This is a genomic window from Streptomyces colonosanans, assembly GCF_001866645.1.
GTDB classification, from domain to species: Bacteria; Actinomycetota; Actinomycetes; order Streptomycetales; family Streptomycetaceae; genus Streptomyces; species Streptomyces colonosanans.
Genome location: NZ_MLYP01000049.1, coordinates 63,834 through 80,148, shown reverse-complemented (window position 1 = coordinate 80,148; position 16,315 = coordinate 63,834). Strand labels below are relative to the sequence as shown.

The following is a 16,315-nucleotide window of genomic DNA, read 5'->3' as shown; positions in this document are numbered from 1 at the left end:
GAGGCCTGTGCCTGTGACAGGCCTCCCCGCGCCACAATGGGGGCGTGAGTAACTCCAGTCCGGCCATCCTGCCCTCCACCGACCGCGCCGATGTCACCGCACGGCTGCGGGACGCTCTGCTCGCGGCCTCCTTCACCGCCGATGGGCTGCTCGAACTGCTCGGAGCGCCCGCGTATGCGGCGCTCGCCCGGAGCGAGACCGTGCCCGCGCTCCGGGCGACGCGCGGGGACACCCCGCTGGAGACGCTCGTACGGCTGCTCCTGTTGCAACAGCCCGTGCCGCACGCGCGCGTGGCGGGCGTTCTGCCCGTCGACGCGTGTGTGGACGCCGGCTGGCTGCTGCGTACCGGCGAGGACGAGGTCGCCGCGACCGTGGACGTCCGGCCTTACGGCGGACCCGGTGGTGAGGACTGGTTCATCGTGTCCGACCTCGGGTGCGCGGTCGGCGGGGCGGGCGGCATCGGCAGCCCGGAGGAGGACGTCGTCCTGGGGGTCGGCGGTGCCTCCACCACCCTTGCCGGAATCACCGTACGGACGCCCGTCGGCTCCGCCCTCGACCTCGGTACCGGTTCCGGGATCCAGGCGCTGCACGCCGCCCAGCACGCCACGCGCGTGACCGCGACCGACGTCAACCCGCGTGCGCTGCACATCACCGCGCTCACGCTGGCGCTGTCCGGCGCCCCGGCCGCGGACCTGCGCCCGGGGTCGCTCTTCGAGCCGGTCCGGGACGACGAGACGTACGACCTGATCGTGTCGAACCCGCCCTTCGTGATCTCTCCCGGCGCCCGGCTCACCTACCGCGACGGCGGCATGGGCGGCGACGACCTGTGCCGCGCGCTCGTTCAGCAGGCGGGGGAGCGGCTGAACCAGGGCGGGTTCGCGCAGTTCCTCGCCAACTGGCAGCACGTGGAAGGGGAGGACTGGCAGGACCGGCTGCGTTCCTGGGTGCCGCGCGGCTGCGACGCCTGGATCGTGCAGCGCGAGGTCCAGGACGTCATGCAGTACGCCGAGTTGTGGCTGCGGGACGCCGGCGACCATCGCCGCGACGCGGCCGAGTACCAGGCGCGGTACGACGCATGGCTCGACGAGTTCGAGGCGCGCAAGGTGCGAGCGGTCGGCTTCGGCTGGATCGCGCTGCACAGGACCGATGCCGCCGAGCCCTCGATCACGGTCGAGGAGTGGCCGCATCCGGTCGAACAGCCGCTCGGCGACACCGTGCGTGCACACTTCGACCGCATCGACTACCTGCGGGCGCACGACGACGCGGCCCTGCTCGCCGGGCATTTCAGGCTCGCCGCCGAGGTCGTCCAGGAACAGGTCGGGCTGCCCGGCGCCGAGGACCCGGAGCATGTGGTGCTGCGCCAGAATCGCGGGATGCGCCGCGCGACCAGGGTGGACACGGTCGGCGCGGGCTTCGCCGGGGTGTGCGACGGCACGCTGACTGCGGGGCGCATCCTCGACGCCATCGCCCAACTGGTCGGCGAGGACCCGGTGATGCTGCGTGACCGGACGCCCGCCCAGATCCGGTTGCTGGTCGAGCAGGGGTTCCTGGAACCCGCGCGGTGACGGTGCGCGGCGCCCGCCCCGCACGGCCGGGGCGGGCCGCCGGACCGGCGGTTTCCGCCGGGATCCGAAATCGGCCAACATCCGTCCGGCGCGGGGTGCTTCCTGCGGCCGTTCCTTCGCGTTCTCGACGGCACCCGGGCCGGAGGGCGCGCTGTGCGGCATGCGCCGCTCGCGGACCACGGGATCGCTCTCCGGCCGGAGTCCGGCGGGCCTCCCGCCGCGCGTTCGCCCCGGGCCAGTGCTCCCGCATTCCGGACATGCCGGCTCCTCCTCGCCGAGCGGTCCAGGGCAGGAGGGACAAGGGCATGAGGAGCGGACCGGCAGTCCTCGCGGGAGCAGGGTCCACCCTGCTCGGATGAGAACTGCCGAAATGGACGGCGACCCGGCGGCACCGCAGCGTGCCGACGCCGGCTGTGTGACCCACATCGCATCGACCGACCTCGCGGGTTTCACCACAAGAGCCCTGCTCACCGACGCGACGGGGTGCTTCACGCGCCTGTGACATCGCGGTTTCCGGACCACCTGGCACGAGGGGCATCAGTAATCGGAAGGTCACGCTCCGGATAGGGCTCAGGGAGATGCCGGACACTCCGGGCGGCAGGAATGCCGGTAGTCGGGTTACCGTTCGAGTGGCCGTTGCGGGCTTTTCCCGTTTGACACGGGGACGGGATGTACCGTCACACTCCGCAGCGTCACAAGCCCCAAACCCCAGACGAAGGCCTGGGGAGGCCCCAACGTCGACCGGAGAGAAGAGCGAAGTTGTCCCCGACCAGCGAGACCGCGCAGGGCGGCCGCCGACTCGTCATCGTCGAGTCGCCTGCCAAGGCGAAGACGATCAAGGGCTACCTCGGCCCCGGCTACACCGTCGAGGCGAGTGTCGGGCACATCCGCGACCTTCCGAGCGGCGCCGCGGAGGTGCCCGAGAAGTACACCGGCGAGGTCCGGCGTCTCGGTGTGGACGTCGACCATGACTTCCAGCCGATCTACGTCGTCAACGCCGACAAGAAGGCGCAGGTCAAGAAGCTCAAGGAGCTGCTGCGCGACTCCGACGAACTCTTCCTGGCCACCGATGAGGACCGCGAGGGCGAGGCCATCGCATGGCATCTCCAGGAGGTGCTGAAGCCGAAGGTCCCGGTCAAGCGGATGGTGTTCCACGAGATCACCAAGGACGCGATCCAGGAGGCCGTGCGCAACCCGCGCGAGCTGAACAAGAAGCTTGTCGACGCCCAGGAGACCCGGCGCATCCTCGACCGCCTCTACGGTTACGAGGTCTCTCCGGTCCTGTGGAAGAAGGTCATGCCGCGGCTGTCGGCCGGCCGCGTCCAGTCCGTGGCCACTCGTCTCGTCGTGGAGCGGGAACGGGAGCGCATGGCGTTCCGCTCCGCCGAGTACTGGGACCTGACCGGCACCTTCGGCACCGGTCGCGTCGGGGACACGTCCGACCCGTCGTCCCTGGTGGCACGGCTTGCGACCGTCGACGGCAAGCGAGTCGCCCAGGGCCGTGACTTCGACTCGCTGGGCCGCCTGAAGAGCGCGAACACGCTCCACCTCGACGAGGACAACGCCCGCGCGCTGGCCGCCGCCCTGGAGAACACGCGGTTCTCGGTGCGCTCGGTCGAGTCCAAGCCGTACCGCCGCTCGCCGTACGCGCCGTTCCGTACGACGACGCTGCAGCAGGAGGCCAGCCGCAAGCTCGGCTTCGGTGCGAAGGCCACCATGCAGATCGCGCAGAAGTTGTACGAGAACGGCTTCATCACGTACATGCGTACGGACTCCACGACCCTGTCGGACACGGCGATCTCCGCCGCCCGCGCTCAGGTCACCCAGCTGTACGGCGCCGACTACCTGCCTCAGCAGCCGCGCACCTACGCGGGCAAGGTCAAGAACGCGCAGGAGGCGCACGAGGCGATCCGGCCTTCAGGCGATCGTTTCCGCACCCCGGCGGAGACGGGGCTGACCGGCGACCAGTTCAAGCTCTACGAGCTGATCTGGAAGCGGACCGTCGCCTCCCAGATGAAGGACGCCACCGGTAACTCGGTCACGGTCCGGATCGGCGGCGCGGCCGCCGACGGGCGGGACGCCGTGTTCAGCGCGTCCGGAAAGACGATCACCTTCCACGGCTTCCTGAAGGCGTACGTCGAGGGTGCCGACGACCCGAACGCCGAGCTGGACGACCGCGAGCGCCGGCTGCCGCAGGTCACCGAGGGCGACGCGCTGACCGCCGAGGAGATCACCGCCGACGGCCACTCGACCAAGCCCCCGGCCCGCTACACCGAGGCCTCCCTGGTCAAGGAGCTGGAAGAGCGCGAGATCGGCCGCCCGTCGACGTACGCGTCGATCATCGGCACGATCCTGGACCGCGGCTATGTGTTCAAGAAGGGCACGGCCCTCGTGCCGTCCTTCCTGTCCTTCGCCGTGGTCAACCTTCTGGAGAAGCACTTCGGGCGGCTCGTCGACTACGACTTCACCGCCAAGATGGAGGACGACCTCGACCGCATCGCACGCGGCGAGGCGCAGGCGGTGCCGTGGCTGAAGCGGTTCTACTTCGGCGAGGGCACGGGCGACGGCGGTGCCGCGGAGGCCGGGAACGGCGACGGGGACCACCTCGGCGGCCTCAAGGAACTGGTGACCGACCTGGGCGCGATCGACGCGCGCGAGGTGTCGTCGTTCCCCGTGGGCCACGACATCGTGCTGCGGGTCGGCCGCTACGGCCCGTACATCGAGCGCGGCGAGAAGGACTCCGAGAAGCACCAGCGCGCCGACATCCCAACCGACCTGGCGCCGGACGAGCTGACCGTCGAACTGGCCGAGGAACTGCTCGCCAAGCCGAGCGGAGAGCGCCCGCTGGGCACCGACCCCGAGACGAACCGGCCGATCGTCGCCAAGGACGGCCGCTACGGCCCGTACGTCACGGAGATCCTGCCCGAAGGCACCCCGAAGACGGGCAAGAACGCCGTCAAGCCGCGTACGGCCTCGCTGTTCAAGTCGATGACTCTGGACACCGTGAACCTCGACGACGCGCTGAAGCTGATGTCCCTGCCTCGGGTCGTCGGCCAGGACGCGGAGGGCGTGGAGATCACCGCCCAGAACGGCCGCTACGGGCCCTATCTGAAGAAGGGCACGGACTCGCGTTCGCTGCAGTCCGAGGAGCAGATCTTCACGATCACGCTGGAGGAGGCGGGGGCGATCTACGCCCAGCCCAAGCAGCGTGGGCGCGCCGCGGCCAAGCCGCCGCTGAAGGAGCTGGGCGAGGACCCGGTCAGCGGGAAGCCGGTCGTCGTCAAGGACGGCCGCTTCGGGCCGTACGTCACCGACGGCGAGACCAACGCGACCCTGCGTTCGGGCGACAGCGTCGAGACGATCACCTCGGAGCGCGGCTTCGAGCTGCTCGCGGAGAAGCGCGCCAAGGGGCCCGCCAAGAAGACGGCGAAGAAGGCCGCGGCCAAGAAGGCGCCGGCCAAGAAGGCGCCGGCCAAGAAGGCGACGTCGACGGCGGCGAAGAAGACGGCCGCCAAGAAGACCGCGGCGAAGAAGACCGTGGCGACGAAGACCACCGCCGGGAAGACGGCGGCGTCCTCGGCGTCGAAGGCCGCCGCCGAGGACTGAGCCTACGGAGTTTCTTCAAGCGGTCCGTCACGGTTTGCGCAATGCGCCCCGGCAACACTTTGGTGTCGGGGCGTGCGCACGTTCGGGCGGACGCACCGGACTGTCGGTGGCTCCCGATAGGCTGAAAGCATGACGCGAGCCGAGCAGCCAACGGCCCACAACCCGGCCCCCGACGACGCCCTGGTCGCAGATTCCCGCGAGCGCGCCGTCCGCGCCCTGCTGCGCAGGCCGCAGCTCAAGCGGCTGTGGAGCGCCCAGCTCGTGGGCGGCGTCGGTGACGCCCTCGCCCTGCTCGTCCTGGTCGTGCTCGTCTTCCAGGCGGCCACCGCGGAGGGCTCCTTCGGCGGTGGCTACCGGGGCGTGGCGTTCGCGATCGCGACCGTGTTCGGTGCGCGCGTCCTCGCCACCGTGCTCTTCGGCGCCGTCCTCCTCGGCCCGCTCACCGCGCTGACGTCTCCGGAGGGGCCGCTCGACCGCCGCTGGACCATGGCCGTGGCGGACGGGCTGCGGGCCGCCCTGCTGATCGTCGCCCCGCTGTGGATCGACTGGACTCCTGGGAACGCGCTGACGGCGCTGCTGGCGACCGCCTTCGTGACCGGCGTCGCCGAGCGCTTCTGGACGGTGTGCCGCGAGAGCGCGGCGCCCGCCCTGCTGCCCGCGCCGCCCCCGGAGGGTGCGACGGTGCGCCCGCTGCCGGACCACCTGGACGCATTGCGGCGCCTGTCGCTGCGCACGCGGTTCATGGCGGTGCCGCTGGCCGCTGCCGGGCTCGTCACGGCGTCGCTGCTGAACAACCTGCTCGGCGCGGGCATCGCCTGGTTCGACCAGCACCAGGCGGCCCTCGCCTCGTACGTCGCGGCCGGGCTGTTCGCCGCCTCCCTGTCGGTGGTCAGCGTCCTCGAACTGCCCGACACCCGCACCCCCCGCGCGCGGTCGCCGCTGGAGGGCCTGCGCCGCCCCCGTACGGGCGCGGGCGTCGACAAGGGCCGTACGGGCGCGATCCCGCTCCTGGTGCTCTCCTGCGCGGCGGTCGCCGGGGCCGTCTCGGCCGCCGTCGCCGTCTCCGCGCCGCAGGCCGCCGACCTGTACGGCGGCCCGGTGACGTACGGCCTGCTGGTCCTCGCGCTGACCGGTGGCACGGCCGTCGGTATCCGTACCGCGCCCCACTTGCTGCCGTCGCTGTCGCGGCGCCGGCTGCTCGCGCTGGCGATCGCCTTCACCGGTGTCGCCCTGCTTGCCGCTGGTCTCGTTCCGGACGTGACCAGCGTGCTGCTGATCGCGGCGCTCGCGGGTGTCGGTGCGGGCGTCGCCGCGAACACCGGGCACACGCTGCTCGACCAGGAGACCGAGGACCACCGGCGGGCTCGGATGACCGACCACCTGCACGCGGTCGTACGGGTCTTCATCGCTCTGGGAGCGCTGGTGGCACCGGTGGTGGCCGGGGCCATAGGGCCGCACCGGCTGGAGAACGGCAAGTTCGTGTTCGCACACGGCGGCGCCGCCTTCGTGCTGATGCTCGTCGGCGCGCTGCTGCTGCCGGTCGCCGCGCTGGTCCTCGCCAAGGCCGACGACCGCTCCGGGGTCCCGCTGCGGCACGATCTGCGCGATGCGCTGCGTGGTGGCGACGACCCGGTGGAGGCCTCCGCGGCCTCCGGCTTCTTCATCGCTCTGGAGGGCGGCGACGGCGCTGGCAAGTCCACGCAGGCCGGGGCGCTCGCCGAGTGGATCCGGGCCAAGGGGCACGAGGTCGTGGTGACCCGCGAGCCGGGGGCGACGCCGGTCGGCAAGCGGTTGCGGTCAATCCTGCTGGACGTCTCCAGCGCCGGCCTGTCGCACCGCGCGGAGGCGCTGCTGTACGCCGCGGACCGCGCGGAGCATGTGGACACGGTCGTACGGCCGGCCCTGGAGCGGGGCGCGGTTGTGATCTCGGACCGGTACATCGACTCGTCGGTGGCCTACCAGGGGGCGGGCCGTGACCTGTCCCCGACGGAGATCGCCCGGATCAACCGGTGGGCGACCAACGGGCTCGTCCCCCATCTGACCGTCCTGCTGGACGTCGCGCCGGAGACCGCGCGCGAGCGGTTCACCGAGGCACCGGACCGGCTGGAGTCGGAGCCGGCCGAGTTCCACGCGCGCGTGCGCTCCGGTTTCCTCACGCTGGCCGCCGCCGCCCCCGGGCGCTACCTGGTCGTCGACGCCGGGCAGGAGCCCGAAGCGGTCACGACCGTGATCCGGCATCGGCTCGACCAGATGCTGCCGCTGTCCGAGGCCGAGGTGAAGGCCCAGGAGGAGGCGCGCAGGAAGGCCGAGGAGGAGGCCCGGCGCAAGGCCGAGGAAGAGGCGGCGCGCAAGGCCGAGGAGGAGCGGCTGGAGCGCGAGCGCCAGGAGCAGCTCGCCAGGCTTCGGGCCGAGGAGGAGGAGCGCAAGCGGCGCGAGCTGGAGGAGGCGCAGCGGCGCGAGGCCGAGCGGCAGGCCGAGGAAGCCCGGCAGCGGGCCGAGGAAGCCCGAAGGCGCGCCGAGGAGGAGCAGGCGCGGCTCCTTGCCGAGGAGCAGGCGCGGGCGGCCGAGGAGGCACGCCGGAAGGCCGAGGAAGAGCGGCTGCGCAAGCAGGCCGAGGAGGAGGCCCGGTTGCGGGCCGAGGCCGAGGCGCGCCGTCTGGAGAAGCAGCGGAAGGCCGAGGAGGCGCTGCTGCGGGCGGAGGAGGCGCGCCGGGCTGCGGCTCAGGCGGCGGCCTCGGCTGCAGAGCCGGCCAAGGGCGTGGCAACCGGAGCCTCGGGCGGCTCCTCGCCGCACGAGGAGACCACGCGTGCGAGCGCGGCCACACCGGACAACGAGACCACGGTGCCCACGCCGCTGGTGACGCCGTCGGACGGCTCGGGGGACGAGACCGCCGTACTGCCGGTGCAGCCGGCGGAGTCCGACGCGGAGACCACGGCGAAGCTGCCGAGGCCGCCGGCGCCCCAGGGGGCGGCCGACGAGACGGCGGTCCTGCCGCCGGTGGTGCCGGGCGCCTCCGACGAGACGGCCGTGCTGCCCGCAGTGCAGGACGGCGGGGCCGGTGACCCGGCGGACCGCGTGCCGCAGGACTTCTTCCGCGACGAGCGCCCCGCGCCGCGGCCCGACGGGGCCGAGGACCGCACGCGCGAGCTGCCGCAGATGGACTCCGAGGGCCGGCCGAGCCGTCGGCCCCGTCCGGACTGGGCGGAGGAGACCCCGCTGGACGACCTCCCGACCCTGGCGGACGAACTGCTCGGCCCGCGCGAGGACGAGTAGAACGCCGACGACCAGGGGCGCGGACGGCGCCACTGAGACGAGCCGCGGCCCGACCGGGCCGGGGCCCGCGCGCTGTGCTTCCCCGCCCCGTTGTCGGTGGTGACCCGCACAATGGGTCGAGGTAGGGCGAAGAACGACAGAAGGGCGGTGTCCCATGACCGTGTGGGACGACCTGGTGGGCCAGGAGAAGGTGAGCGAGCAGCTCGACGCGGCAGCCCGTGACGCCGACGCCCTGGTCACCGCGGCCTCGGCCGACGGCCCGCCGCCCGAGGCGTCGAAGATGACGCACGCCTGGTTGTTCACAGGCCCGCCCGGCGCGGGGCGTACACAGACGGCGCGGGCGTTCGCCGCGGCGCTGCAGTGCGTGAGCCCCGACCGTGCGCTGGGCGGCTCCCCCGGCTGCGGCTTCTGCGACGGCTGCCACACCGCCCTGGTCGGTACGCACGCGGACGTGACCACGGTCGCTGCCGTAGGCACCCAGATCCTCGCCGACGACATGCGCGACACCGTCCGCAAGTCGTTCACGTCACCGGCGAACGGCCGCTGGCAGGTGATCCTCGTCGAGGACGCCGAGCGGCTGAACGAGAAGTCGGCCAACGCGGTCCTGAAGGCGCTGGAGGAGCCCGCCCCGCGCACGGTCTGGTTGCTGTGCGCCCCCTCCCTGGAGGACGTCCTGCCGACGATCCGCTCCCGCTGCCGTCACCTGAACCTGCGCACGCCCTCCGTGGAGGCGGTCGCCGACATGCTCGTACGCCGCGACGGCATCGAGCCCGGGATCGCGGCGGCCGCGGCCCGCGCCACGCAGGGCCATGTCGACCGCGCCCGCCGACTGGCCACGGACGAGCGGGCCCGGGCACGCCGGGCCGCCGTGCTGAAGCTCCCCCTGCGGATCGACGACATCGGCGGCTGCCTCAAGGCCGCCCAGGAGCTGGTCGACGCGGCCACGGAGGACTCCAAGCAGCTCGCGGAGGAGGTCGACGCCAAGGAGACGGAGGAGTTGAAGGCGGCGCTCGGCGCGGCGCAGGGCGGCCGTATGCCGCGTGGCACCGCGGGTGTGATGAAGGAGCTGGAGGACAAGCAGAAGCGCCGCAGAACGCGCACGCAGCGCGACAGCCTGGACCAAGCCCTCACCGACCTCACCGGCTTCTACCGCGACGTCCTCGCCCTCCAGCTCGGCTCCCGCATCGCCCTCGCCACCATGGACACGGAGGACGCCCTGGAGCGCCTGGCCGGTGGCAGTACGCCGGAGTCCACACTCCGCCGTATCGAGGCCATCGCCGCGTGCCGGGACGCCCTGGACCGCAATGTGGCCCCATTGCTGGCGGTGGAGGCGATGACGATGGCGCTGCGAGCGGGGTGAGGGACACCCGCTAGGCGCTCCCCGAGGAAGACAGGGCCCGTGGCTGATTGACTCCGTCACTCGTACGAGGTTGCATGTGCGACTGACGGTGATCGATGCATCGCGCATGGTTACGCTCACGTAATGCACATCAGGCGCACTTCCGGACCGTCCCGCCGTCCTCGCCCGTCCCGTTCCTTCCGCACCCTCGGCTTCCTGCGCCCGCCACACCTGATGCGAACGGGCGGCATGCTGCTCGTCGCCGCGCTCTTCGCCTCGGGCTGCTCCTCCGGGAGTTCGACCACGACGGCGGCGACGGCGCTGGCCCCGCTGCCCCGGTCCACACCGTCGGCGCTGGCCCCGTACTACGCGCAGAAGCTGGCCTGGCGCGCCTGCGGAGTCCCCGGTTTCGAGTGCACCACGTTGAAGGCGCCTCGCGACTACGCCAAGCCGGCGGCGGGTGACGTCCGGCTGGCCGTCGCCCGCAAGAGGGCCACGGGCCGGGGCAAGCCACTCGGCTCGCTTCTGGTGAACCCGGGCGGGCCGGGCGGCTCGGCGGTCGGCTATCTGCAGCAGTACGCCGGTGTCGGCTACCCGGCGGAGGTCCGCGCCCGCTACGACATCGTCGCCGTCGACCCGCGCGGCGTGGCCCGCAGCGAGCCCATCGAATGTCTCACCGGCCGCCAGATGGACGCGTACACGCAGACTGACATGACCCCCGACGACAAGAAGGAGACGGACCAACTCGCCGACGCCTTCAAGCGGTTCGCGAAAGGCTGCGGACGGCGCTCGCCCGACCTGCTGCGCCATGTCTCCACGGTCGAGGCGGCTCGTGACATGGACGTCCTGCGCGCGGCGCTGGGCGACCGGCGGCTGACCTATGTGGGCGCGTCCTACGGGACGTTTCTCGGGGCGACGTACGCGGGACTGTTCCCGGACCGGGTCGGCCGACTGGTGCTGGACGGCGCAATGGACCCCTCCCTGTCCGCCCGCAAGATCAGCGAGGAGCAGACGGCCGGCTTCGAGACGGCGTTCCGGTCCTTCGCGAAGGACTGCGTCCGGCGGCCGGGCTGTCCGCTGGGCGGCCCCGGCACATCACCGGCGAAGGCCGGTGGGAACCTGAAGGCGTTCTTCAGGAAACTCGACGCCTCCCCCATCCCGGCGGGTGACGCGGACGGCCGCAGGCTCGGCGAGGCCCTGGCGACGACCGGGGTGATCGCGGCGATGTACGACCAGGCAGCCTGGCCCCAGCTGCGCGAGGCGCTGACCTCTGCGATGAAGAAGAACGACGGCGCCGGGCTGCTCGTCCTGTCGGACAGCTACTACGAGCGGGACGCGGCCGGCAGGTACGCCAACCTGATGTACGCGAATGCGGCCGTGAGTTGCCTGGACCTGCCGCCGGCGTTCTCGACCCCGCAGGAGGTGGAGAGGGCGCTCCCAGCGTTCGAGAAGGCGTCGCCGGTGTTCGGGGAGGGACTGGCCTGGGCGTCGCTGAACTGTGCGTACTGGCCGGTGAGAGCGACGGGGCGACCGCACCGCATCGAGGCGAGAGGGGCTGCGCCGATCCTGGTCGTGGGCACGACCCGCGACCCGGCGACACCGTACCCATGGGCGCAGTCCCTCGCCTCCCAGCTCTCCTCCGGCAGGCTCTTGACCTACGACGGCGACGGCCACACGGCGTACGGCCGCGGCAGCAGGTGCATCGACTCGGCCATCGACGCCTATCTGCTCAAAGGCACGCTGCCGGCGACGGGGAAGCACTGCTCGTAGGCGCTGCCGCGGATCCCGGAGGCAGCGCCTCCGTGGTGTGGTCAGAGCGCCTTCGGAAACTGTGTAGACTTACCGACGTTGCTGATCGCACCATAGTGCGGACGGCGTGCCGCCTTAGCTCAGATGGCCAGAGCAACGCACTCGTAATGCGTAGGTCTCGGGTTCGAATCCCGAAGGCGGCTCCACTGAAACCCCCGGTCAGGTAGTCGCTGACCAGGGGTTTTCTGCTGCTCAAGGCATGATGTGTCGCACGGCCGGGGTGCCGTGGGATCCAGCGGCTGCGGTCCACGCTGCGGGAGTACTTCCCCGCCGCCCTGACCGCCTACGCGGACCTGACACTGACCAGCACGGACGCGCTGGGACTGCTGATCAAGGCGCCCACCGCCGCGGTCGGTGCCTCGGCCCTACTCCTGGGGCTCCTTCCGTCGGGCCTGGTTCTCCACGCCCTTCCACGGAACGGCCGCCAACTCCTCGACCGCCGCCGCCACGGGTGGCGGAACCGGCGACGCTGCCGTCCGCGACCACGACGGCCGACGCGGTCAACGGCGTCGTCCGTGCATCAAAAACACCCGGCGCGTGTCCTTCACCGTACGCGGCGGCGGGACGGGGCCCGGCCAGCGCCCGAAGTCTGCACCAGGCTCCCCGGGCTGTGTGGCGTCGACGTCGAATCCGCACCGGTCGAAGAGCGCTTCGGGCTCGTCGCTGCCGAATACCCAGGGGCAGCCCCACGCCTTGAAGATGTCCAGCTGACCTTGCACGTGAGGCAGGGTGAGGGCTGCGGCGTTGACGAGGTCGGCGGCGATGCGACTGCCGGGCGCAGAGATGGCCGCCACGCGTTCGAGCAGGCGGCGGACGCCAGGTTCGGGGATGTAGTGCAGTAGTCCTTCGATCAGCCAGGTGGAGGGCAGTGACGGGTCGTACCCGGCGTCGACGAGTTGCTTCTCCCAGTCGTCCGAGGTGAGGTCGACGGCGACCCTACGGCGCGCCACCTGTGGTGTGACGTCCTGGAGCCGATCAGCCTTGAATTCCAGTACGGCTGGCCTGTCGACCTCGAAGTAGCGGATGTGGCCGGGCCAGTTGAGTCGGTAGGCCCGGGAGTCCATGCCGGCTGGAGCCAGCACGATCTGGGTCATGTCCGGTTCTTGTGCGGCTCCGAGCAGGAAGTCGTCGAAGAACCGGGTGCGGATCGCGTTGTAGTCGGGCGCGCTGGGCTGGGTGCGCGGCCGGTCGGGCGGAAATGTCGCGTCCCGCATCTCGGCCAGCAGCTCGGGGCCGGCGTCGCCGGCAAGCCGGGCGGCATAGGGGTCCTCATAGAGGCGGTCGGTGCGCCGCGTCTCGGCGGCGCGCAGGGCAGCGGTAAGCAGTGCGGTTCGCTCCACCGGGTTCAACGCGTCGGTCACGTAGGGCTCCTTGTGCTTCGATACGGGGTCAGACGGACACTTCGGCAGTCAGGCGCCGCCACACGGACTCGTCTTGCCGAAACAGCCGGTCCTTCATAGGGGGCGCTGTCAGGCGGATGCAGCGGACACATCGAGGTGGACCACTGCGCGGGGCTGCAGGAGGAACGCCACCAGCTGTGCATCGGGTTCTGCTCGACTTCTGCTCAATCGCCGGCGGGCCTTGTAGGCCTCTTCGCCGCCGACGAAGAGGCCGGGCGGCGAACGCGTGGACCTCGAAGGCCGCAAGGGCGAGGAAACCGGCGGTTCTGACCTTGGAGTGCGCATGTTTAACTGGGCGCTATGAGCAGCACTCGCCTGTTCGTTCTGGGAGCCCTGGCCAAGGGTGGGCCGATGCATGGTCACCAGCTTCGCCGTATGGCGCAGATCGACCGTACGGAACTGTGGACCGATATCAAGCCGGGTTCGCTCTACGGAGTGCTGCACAGGATGCAGGCCGAGGGCATCATCACGGCTGTGCGCAGCGAGCAGGAGGGCAACCGGCCGGAGCGTACGGTCTACGCCATCACCGACGAGGGCCGCAACGAGTTCAGGTTCCTTCGGGAGAAGGCTCTGCGCGACACCAAACTTCGCCCCGACCCTATTGACCTGGCGTTGCAGAATGCCCAGGACATGAACGAGAGCGAGCTGCGAGCGATTCTCGAGAATCTGCGCGCGGTCGTGGCCGGCGAGTTGGAGGCGTGGCGCAATCTGCAGAGTGCGGCGGCGCCGCACATCGCCGGGCTGGAGCGGATCATCATCCAGCACACCGAGGCGCGGTTGCGTGCGGAGGTGGAGTGGCACGACGAGCTGTTGGCGCGGCTGCCGGAGCTGTTGGCGGAGCTCGCCGGGTCTGCTGCCGAGTCGCGCGACTGACCGCGACTGACGAGGGCTCTTCACTAGGGCGGTTCACCTGCGGGTGGCCGCCCTTTGTGCTGCCCGGGGGTGCCGTTCCTCCTGTCGGCTCGCGGGGGGAGGGGGCTCGGATCCGGCGTAGAGCCTGGCTTGTTCTGTGCGACTAGCCGTGCGTGGATAGTCTTGCAGAATCACTCGCACGAGAGTAAGTGCGTGTCGCGCAGGGGGGGCTTGGATCGGGTTGCTCCCATACCGAAACGGTGGTGATCAGGGTCTCGACAGCGACGCGCGAGGACGGGTCCTGGCACAGCAGCTCGTCGAGGATCGCGTCGCTGATCTGGTCGGCGATCTTGTCGGGATGGCCCTCGGTCACGGACTCCGAGGTGAACAGGCGGCGGGCCATGGCTCTCCAGAAAGGTGCGTGGTCGGACGGTTGACGTGCCTGGGCTCATCCCACACGTTCCACGGCGGCTCGGGGCACCGGAGCAGCCGCCGGTCACCGGACGGTGCGCTCGGCGATCGTGTCTCCACCGTTGACCGGGGCACTTGAGTAAGGTTCGAACCGTGCTCGATCCGCGCGCCGGAGAGTGGCGGCATGACGAGCGAGACGGACCCCGGCACCGCGCCCGCGACCCAAGTGACAGCCGTCGACACCCTCTACGCGCAGGTTCAGCAGTTTTACGCGCACCAGATGCAGCTCTTGGACTCGTTCGACGCCGAACGCTGGGCGGACACCTTCACCGAGGATGCCGTCTTCGACCTGCCGGCACTGGAACGGCCGGTGCGCGGGCGGGCCGAACTCGCCGCCGCGGTACGTCGTACCAAGGAGCGCCAGGAGCGCAACCGCGAGCAGCAGCGGCACTGGGTCGGCATGCTCCAGGTCCAGCCACAGCCGGACGGCACCCTCGGCACCCGCTACTACGCGCTGATCTACGTCACCCCGGACGGCGGTGCGTCGACGGTGATGCGGATGTGTGTGATCGAGGACGTGCTCGTCCCGTACCTCGGCGAGTGGCGCGCCTGCTCCCGCCGGGTGACCTTCGACGGGTGAAAGAGGTTCGATCACCGCTCCAGAGCCGTAGCCGACCTCCGTCGCACGCGATGGAGAAGAACCGGGCAGCACTGCCCGGTGCGCGATCCGGATCCTGGGCCGTCAGCACTTTCTCCCTGCCGAGACGGCCCTGGTCCAGGGATTGTGCTCTCAGGCGGCGAACAGGTCGAACGTCGACGTCCGCCGCGGCCCCGCCAGCACCCCGAGCAGCGGGTCGACCGCCAGCATCGCCTGGTGCAGCCGCTGCAGCTGCGGGGAGGGTTCGACGCCCAGTTCCTCGATGAGCCGGCTGCGAAGGTTTCGGTAGACGTCCAGCGCCGAACTCTGCCGGCCGGAGCGGTAGAGGGCGACCATGACCTGCGAGTGCAAGCCTTCGTGGCGGGGGTGGCGAGCCGTCAGTTCTGCTAATTCGGCTATGAGTTCCGCGTGCCGACCTATCCTGAGGTCCGCGTCGATCCGGCGCTCCAGCACCACGAGCCGACTCTCCTCCAGCCGCATCGCCTCGATCTCGAGGATGGGGCCGAGCCGTACGTCGACAAGGGGCTGGCCGCGCCACAGGTCGAGCGCGGCCCGTAGGCGCTCGGCCGCCAGCGCGTTGTCGCCGGACTCGAAGGCGGCCTGTCCCTCACGCGCCAGCATCTCGTAGACGCGTACGTCGATGTCCGCGTCCGGGATCTGCAACAGATATCCGCCGTGCCGGGTGGCGAGCAGGTCTTTGACGTCTTCGCCGGTGTCCGGTCCCAGCGCCGTGCTGAGTCTGCGGCGCAGTTGGAGGATGTATGTCTGCAGTGTGGTGAGCGCGCTCTGCGGCGGGTTCGAGGCCCAGATCTCCTCCATCAGGGTCGGAACCGGCACCAAGCGGCCAGGATGCAGTGCGAGCAGCGCCAGGAGCTGGCGAGGCTTGCCTGCCGTCGGCACGATCGACTCGCCATTGACCTCGGCCCACAGTGACCCCAGAAGCTGAACCTTCACTTCATCCTCCCCGTTGGCGTCCGCTCGCCAGCACCCTGAGCAGTCAGAAACCAGCACGGCTGATCAAGCTACCTGAGGCGTGGCTTCAATGAGTCATTTTCTGGCAACTCTTTGGCGGAGTTCAAGAGTTTTCGCTCCGGACGAGCTATTGAATTTTCTATTCCGTTTTCCTTCTGGTCGAAAGTGTCCGATGTGGGACAGGTGCGGGGGTCCCCTCTTATACCAGGTACCAGCCGTGAAGGGAAAGAGCGAGGATGGGGAGAAGAAGTCGCGTCAGCTGACCGGTGCGGTGCCAGGGTGTGTTTCAGAAATGGATCAAGGTCGTGTGGTGACCATGTCTCGTGCGCCTGAAGCAGCGGGACACCGGTCGGCGCCCGCCGCAGCCGCGTGATGTCCATGCAGCCCGCGGCCAGGGCACCGTACCGGCCGCTGCCCGCGGCGGTGCTCA

The 16,315-nt window shown here is 70.7% G+C and carries 10 protein-coding genes, 1 tRNA gene and 1 pseudogene; 9 read left to right on the top strand and 3 right to left on the bottom strand.

Annotated elements, in window-relative coordinates:
- Positions 1-44 precede the first annotated feature (44 nt).
- The 7 genes from BIV24_RS19080 (at position 45) to BIV24_RS19055 (ending at position 11,738) form a co-directional block, all read left to right on the top strand.
- Positions 45-1,565, top strand: a complete 1,521-nt coding sequence (locus BIV24_RS19080; RefSeq protein ID WP_071367563.1) for a DUF7059 domain-containing protein — start codon at positions 45-47, stop codon at positions 1,563-1,565.
- 355 nt (positions 1,566-1,920) lie between these two features.
- Positions 1,921-2,067 carry a hypothetical protein gene (locus tag BIV24_RS34475; RefSeq protein WP_177198759.1) on the top strand — a complete coding sequence of 49 codons (147 nt, stop codon included), beginning with the start codon at positions 1,921-1,923 and terminating at the stop codon, positions 2,065-2,067.
- Between the two features lie 257 nt (positions 2,068-2,324).
- Positions 2,325-5,171: a type I DNA topoisomerase gene (gene topA / locus BIV24_RS19075; protein ID WP_071367562.1), complete on the top strand. Its 2,847-nt coding sequence runs from the start codon at positions 2,325-2,327 to the stop codon at positions 5,169-5,171.
- 129 nt (positions 5,172-5,300) lie between these two features.
- Positions 5,301-8,444, top strand: coding sequence for a dTMP kinase (gene tmk / locus BIV24_RS19070; RefSeq protein ID WP_071367561.1), 3,144 nt, complete (start codon positions 5,301-5,303; stop codon positions 8,442-8,444).
- 154 nt (positions 8,445-8,598) lie between these two features.
- Positions 8,599-9,804, top strand: coding sequence for a DNA polymerase III subunit delta' (locus tag BIV24_RS19065; RefSeq protein ID WP_071367560.1), 1,206 nt, complete (start codon positions 8,599-8,601; stop codon positions 9,802-9,804).
- 123 nt (positions 9,805-9,927) lie between these two features.
- On the top strand, positions 9,928-11,553 hold the full coding sequence (locus tag BIV24_RS19060) for an alpha/beta hydrolase (protein ID WP_071367559.1): 1,626 nt from the start codon (positions 9,928-9,930) through the stop codon (positions 11,551-11,553).
- Between the two features lie 108 nt (positions 11,554-11,661).
- Positions 11,662-11,738: transfer RNA gene (locus BIV24_RS19055), tRNA-Thr, on the top strand.
- A 354-nt stretch (positions 11,739-12,092) separates the two neighbouring features.
- Here the strand turns inward: BIV24_RS19055 and BIV24_RS19050 are convergent.
- Complete coding sequence (locus tag BIV24_RS19050; RefSeq protein WP_071367558.1) at positions 12,093-12,953, bottom strand: SAM-dependent methyltransferase; 861 nt, start codon at positions 12,951-12,953, stop codon at positions 12,093-12,095.
- 339 nt (positions 12,954-13,292) lie between these two features.
- Between BIV24_RS19050 and BIV24_RS19045 the strand changes: the two genes are divergently transcribed.
- Positions 13,293-13,865: a PadR family transcriptional regulator gene (locus tag BIV24_RS19045; RefSeq protein ID WP_071367557.1), complete on the top strand. Its 573-nt coding sequence runs from the start codon at positions 13,293-13,295 to the stop codon at positions 13,863-13,865.
- 238 nt (positions 13,866-14,103) lie between these two features.
- On the opposite strand, the pseudogene BIV24_RS32135 reads toward BIV24_RS19045, so the two are convergent.
- Positions 14,104-14,247 (bottom strand): annotated as a pseudogene (locus BIV24_RS32135) (S-adenosylmethionine synthetase N-terminal domain-containing protein); the annotation flags it as partial.
- A gap of 192 nt (positions 14,248-14,439) precedes the next feature.
- Here BIV24_RS32135 and BIV24_RS19035 point away from each other — a divergent pair.
- Positions 14,440-14,895, top strand: coding sequence for a nuclear transport factor 2 family protein (locus BIV24_RS19035; protein WP_071367555.1), 456 nt, complete (start codon positions 14,440-14,442; stop codon positions 14,893-14,895).
- A gap of 150 nt (positions 14,896-15,045) precedes the next feature.
- Here the strand turns inward: BIV24_RS19035 and BIV24_RS19030 are convergent, their stop codons facing one another.
- Positions 15,046-15,867 (bottom strand): AfsR/SARP family transcriptional regulator, encoded by an 822-nt coding sequence (locus tag BIV24_RS19030; RefSeq protein ID WP_071367554.1) that lies wholly within the window; start codon positions 15,865-15,867, stop codon positions 15,046-15,048.
- Positions 15,868-16,315: the final 448 nt, after the last annotated feature.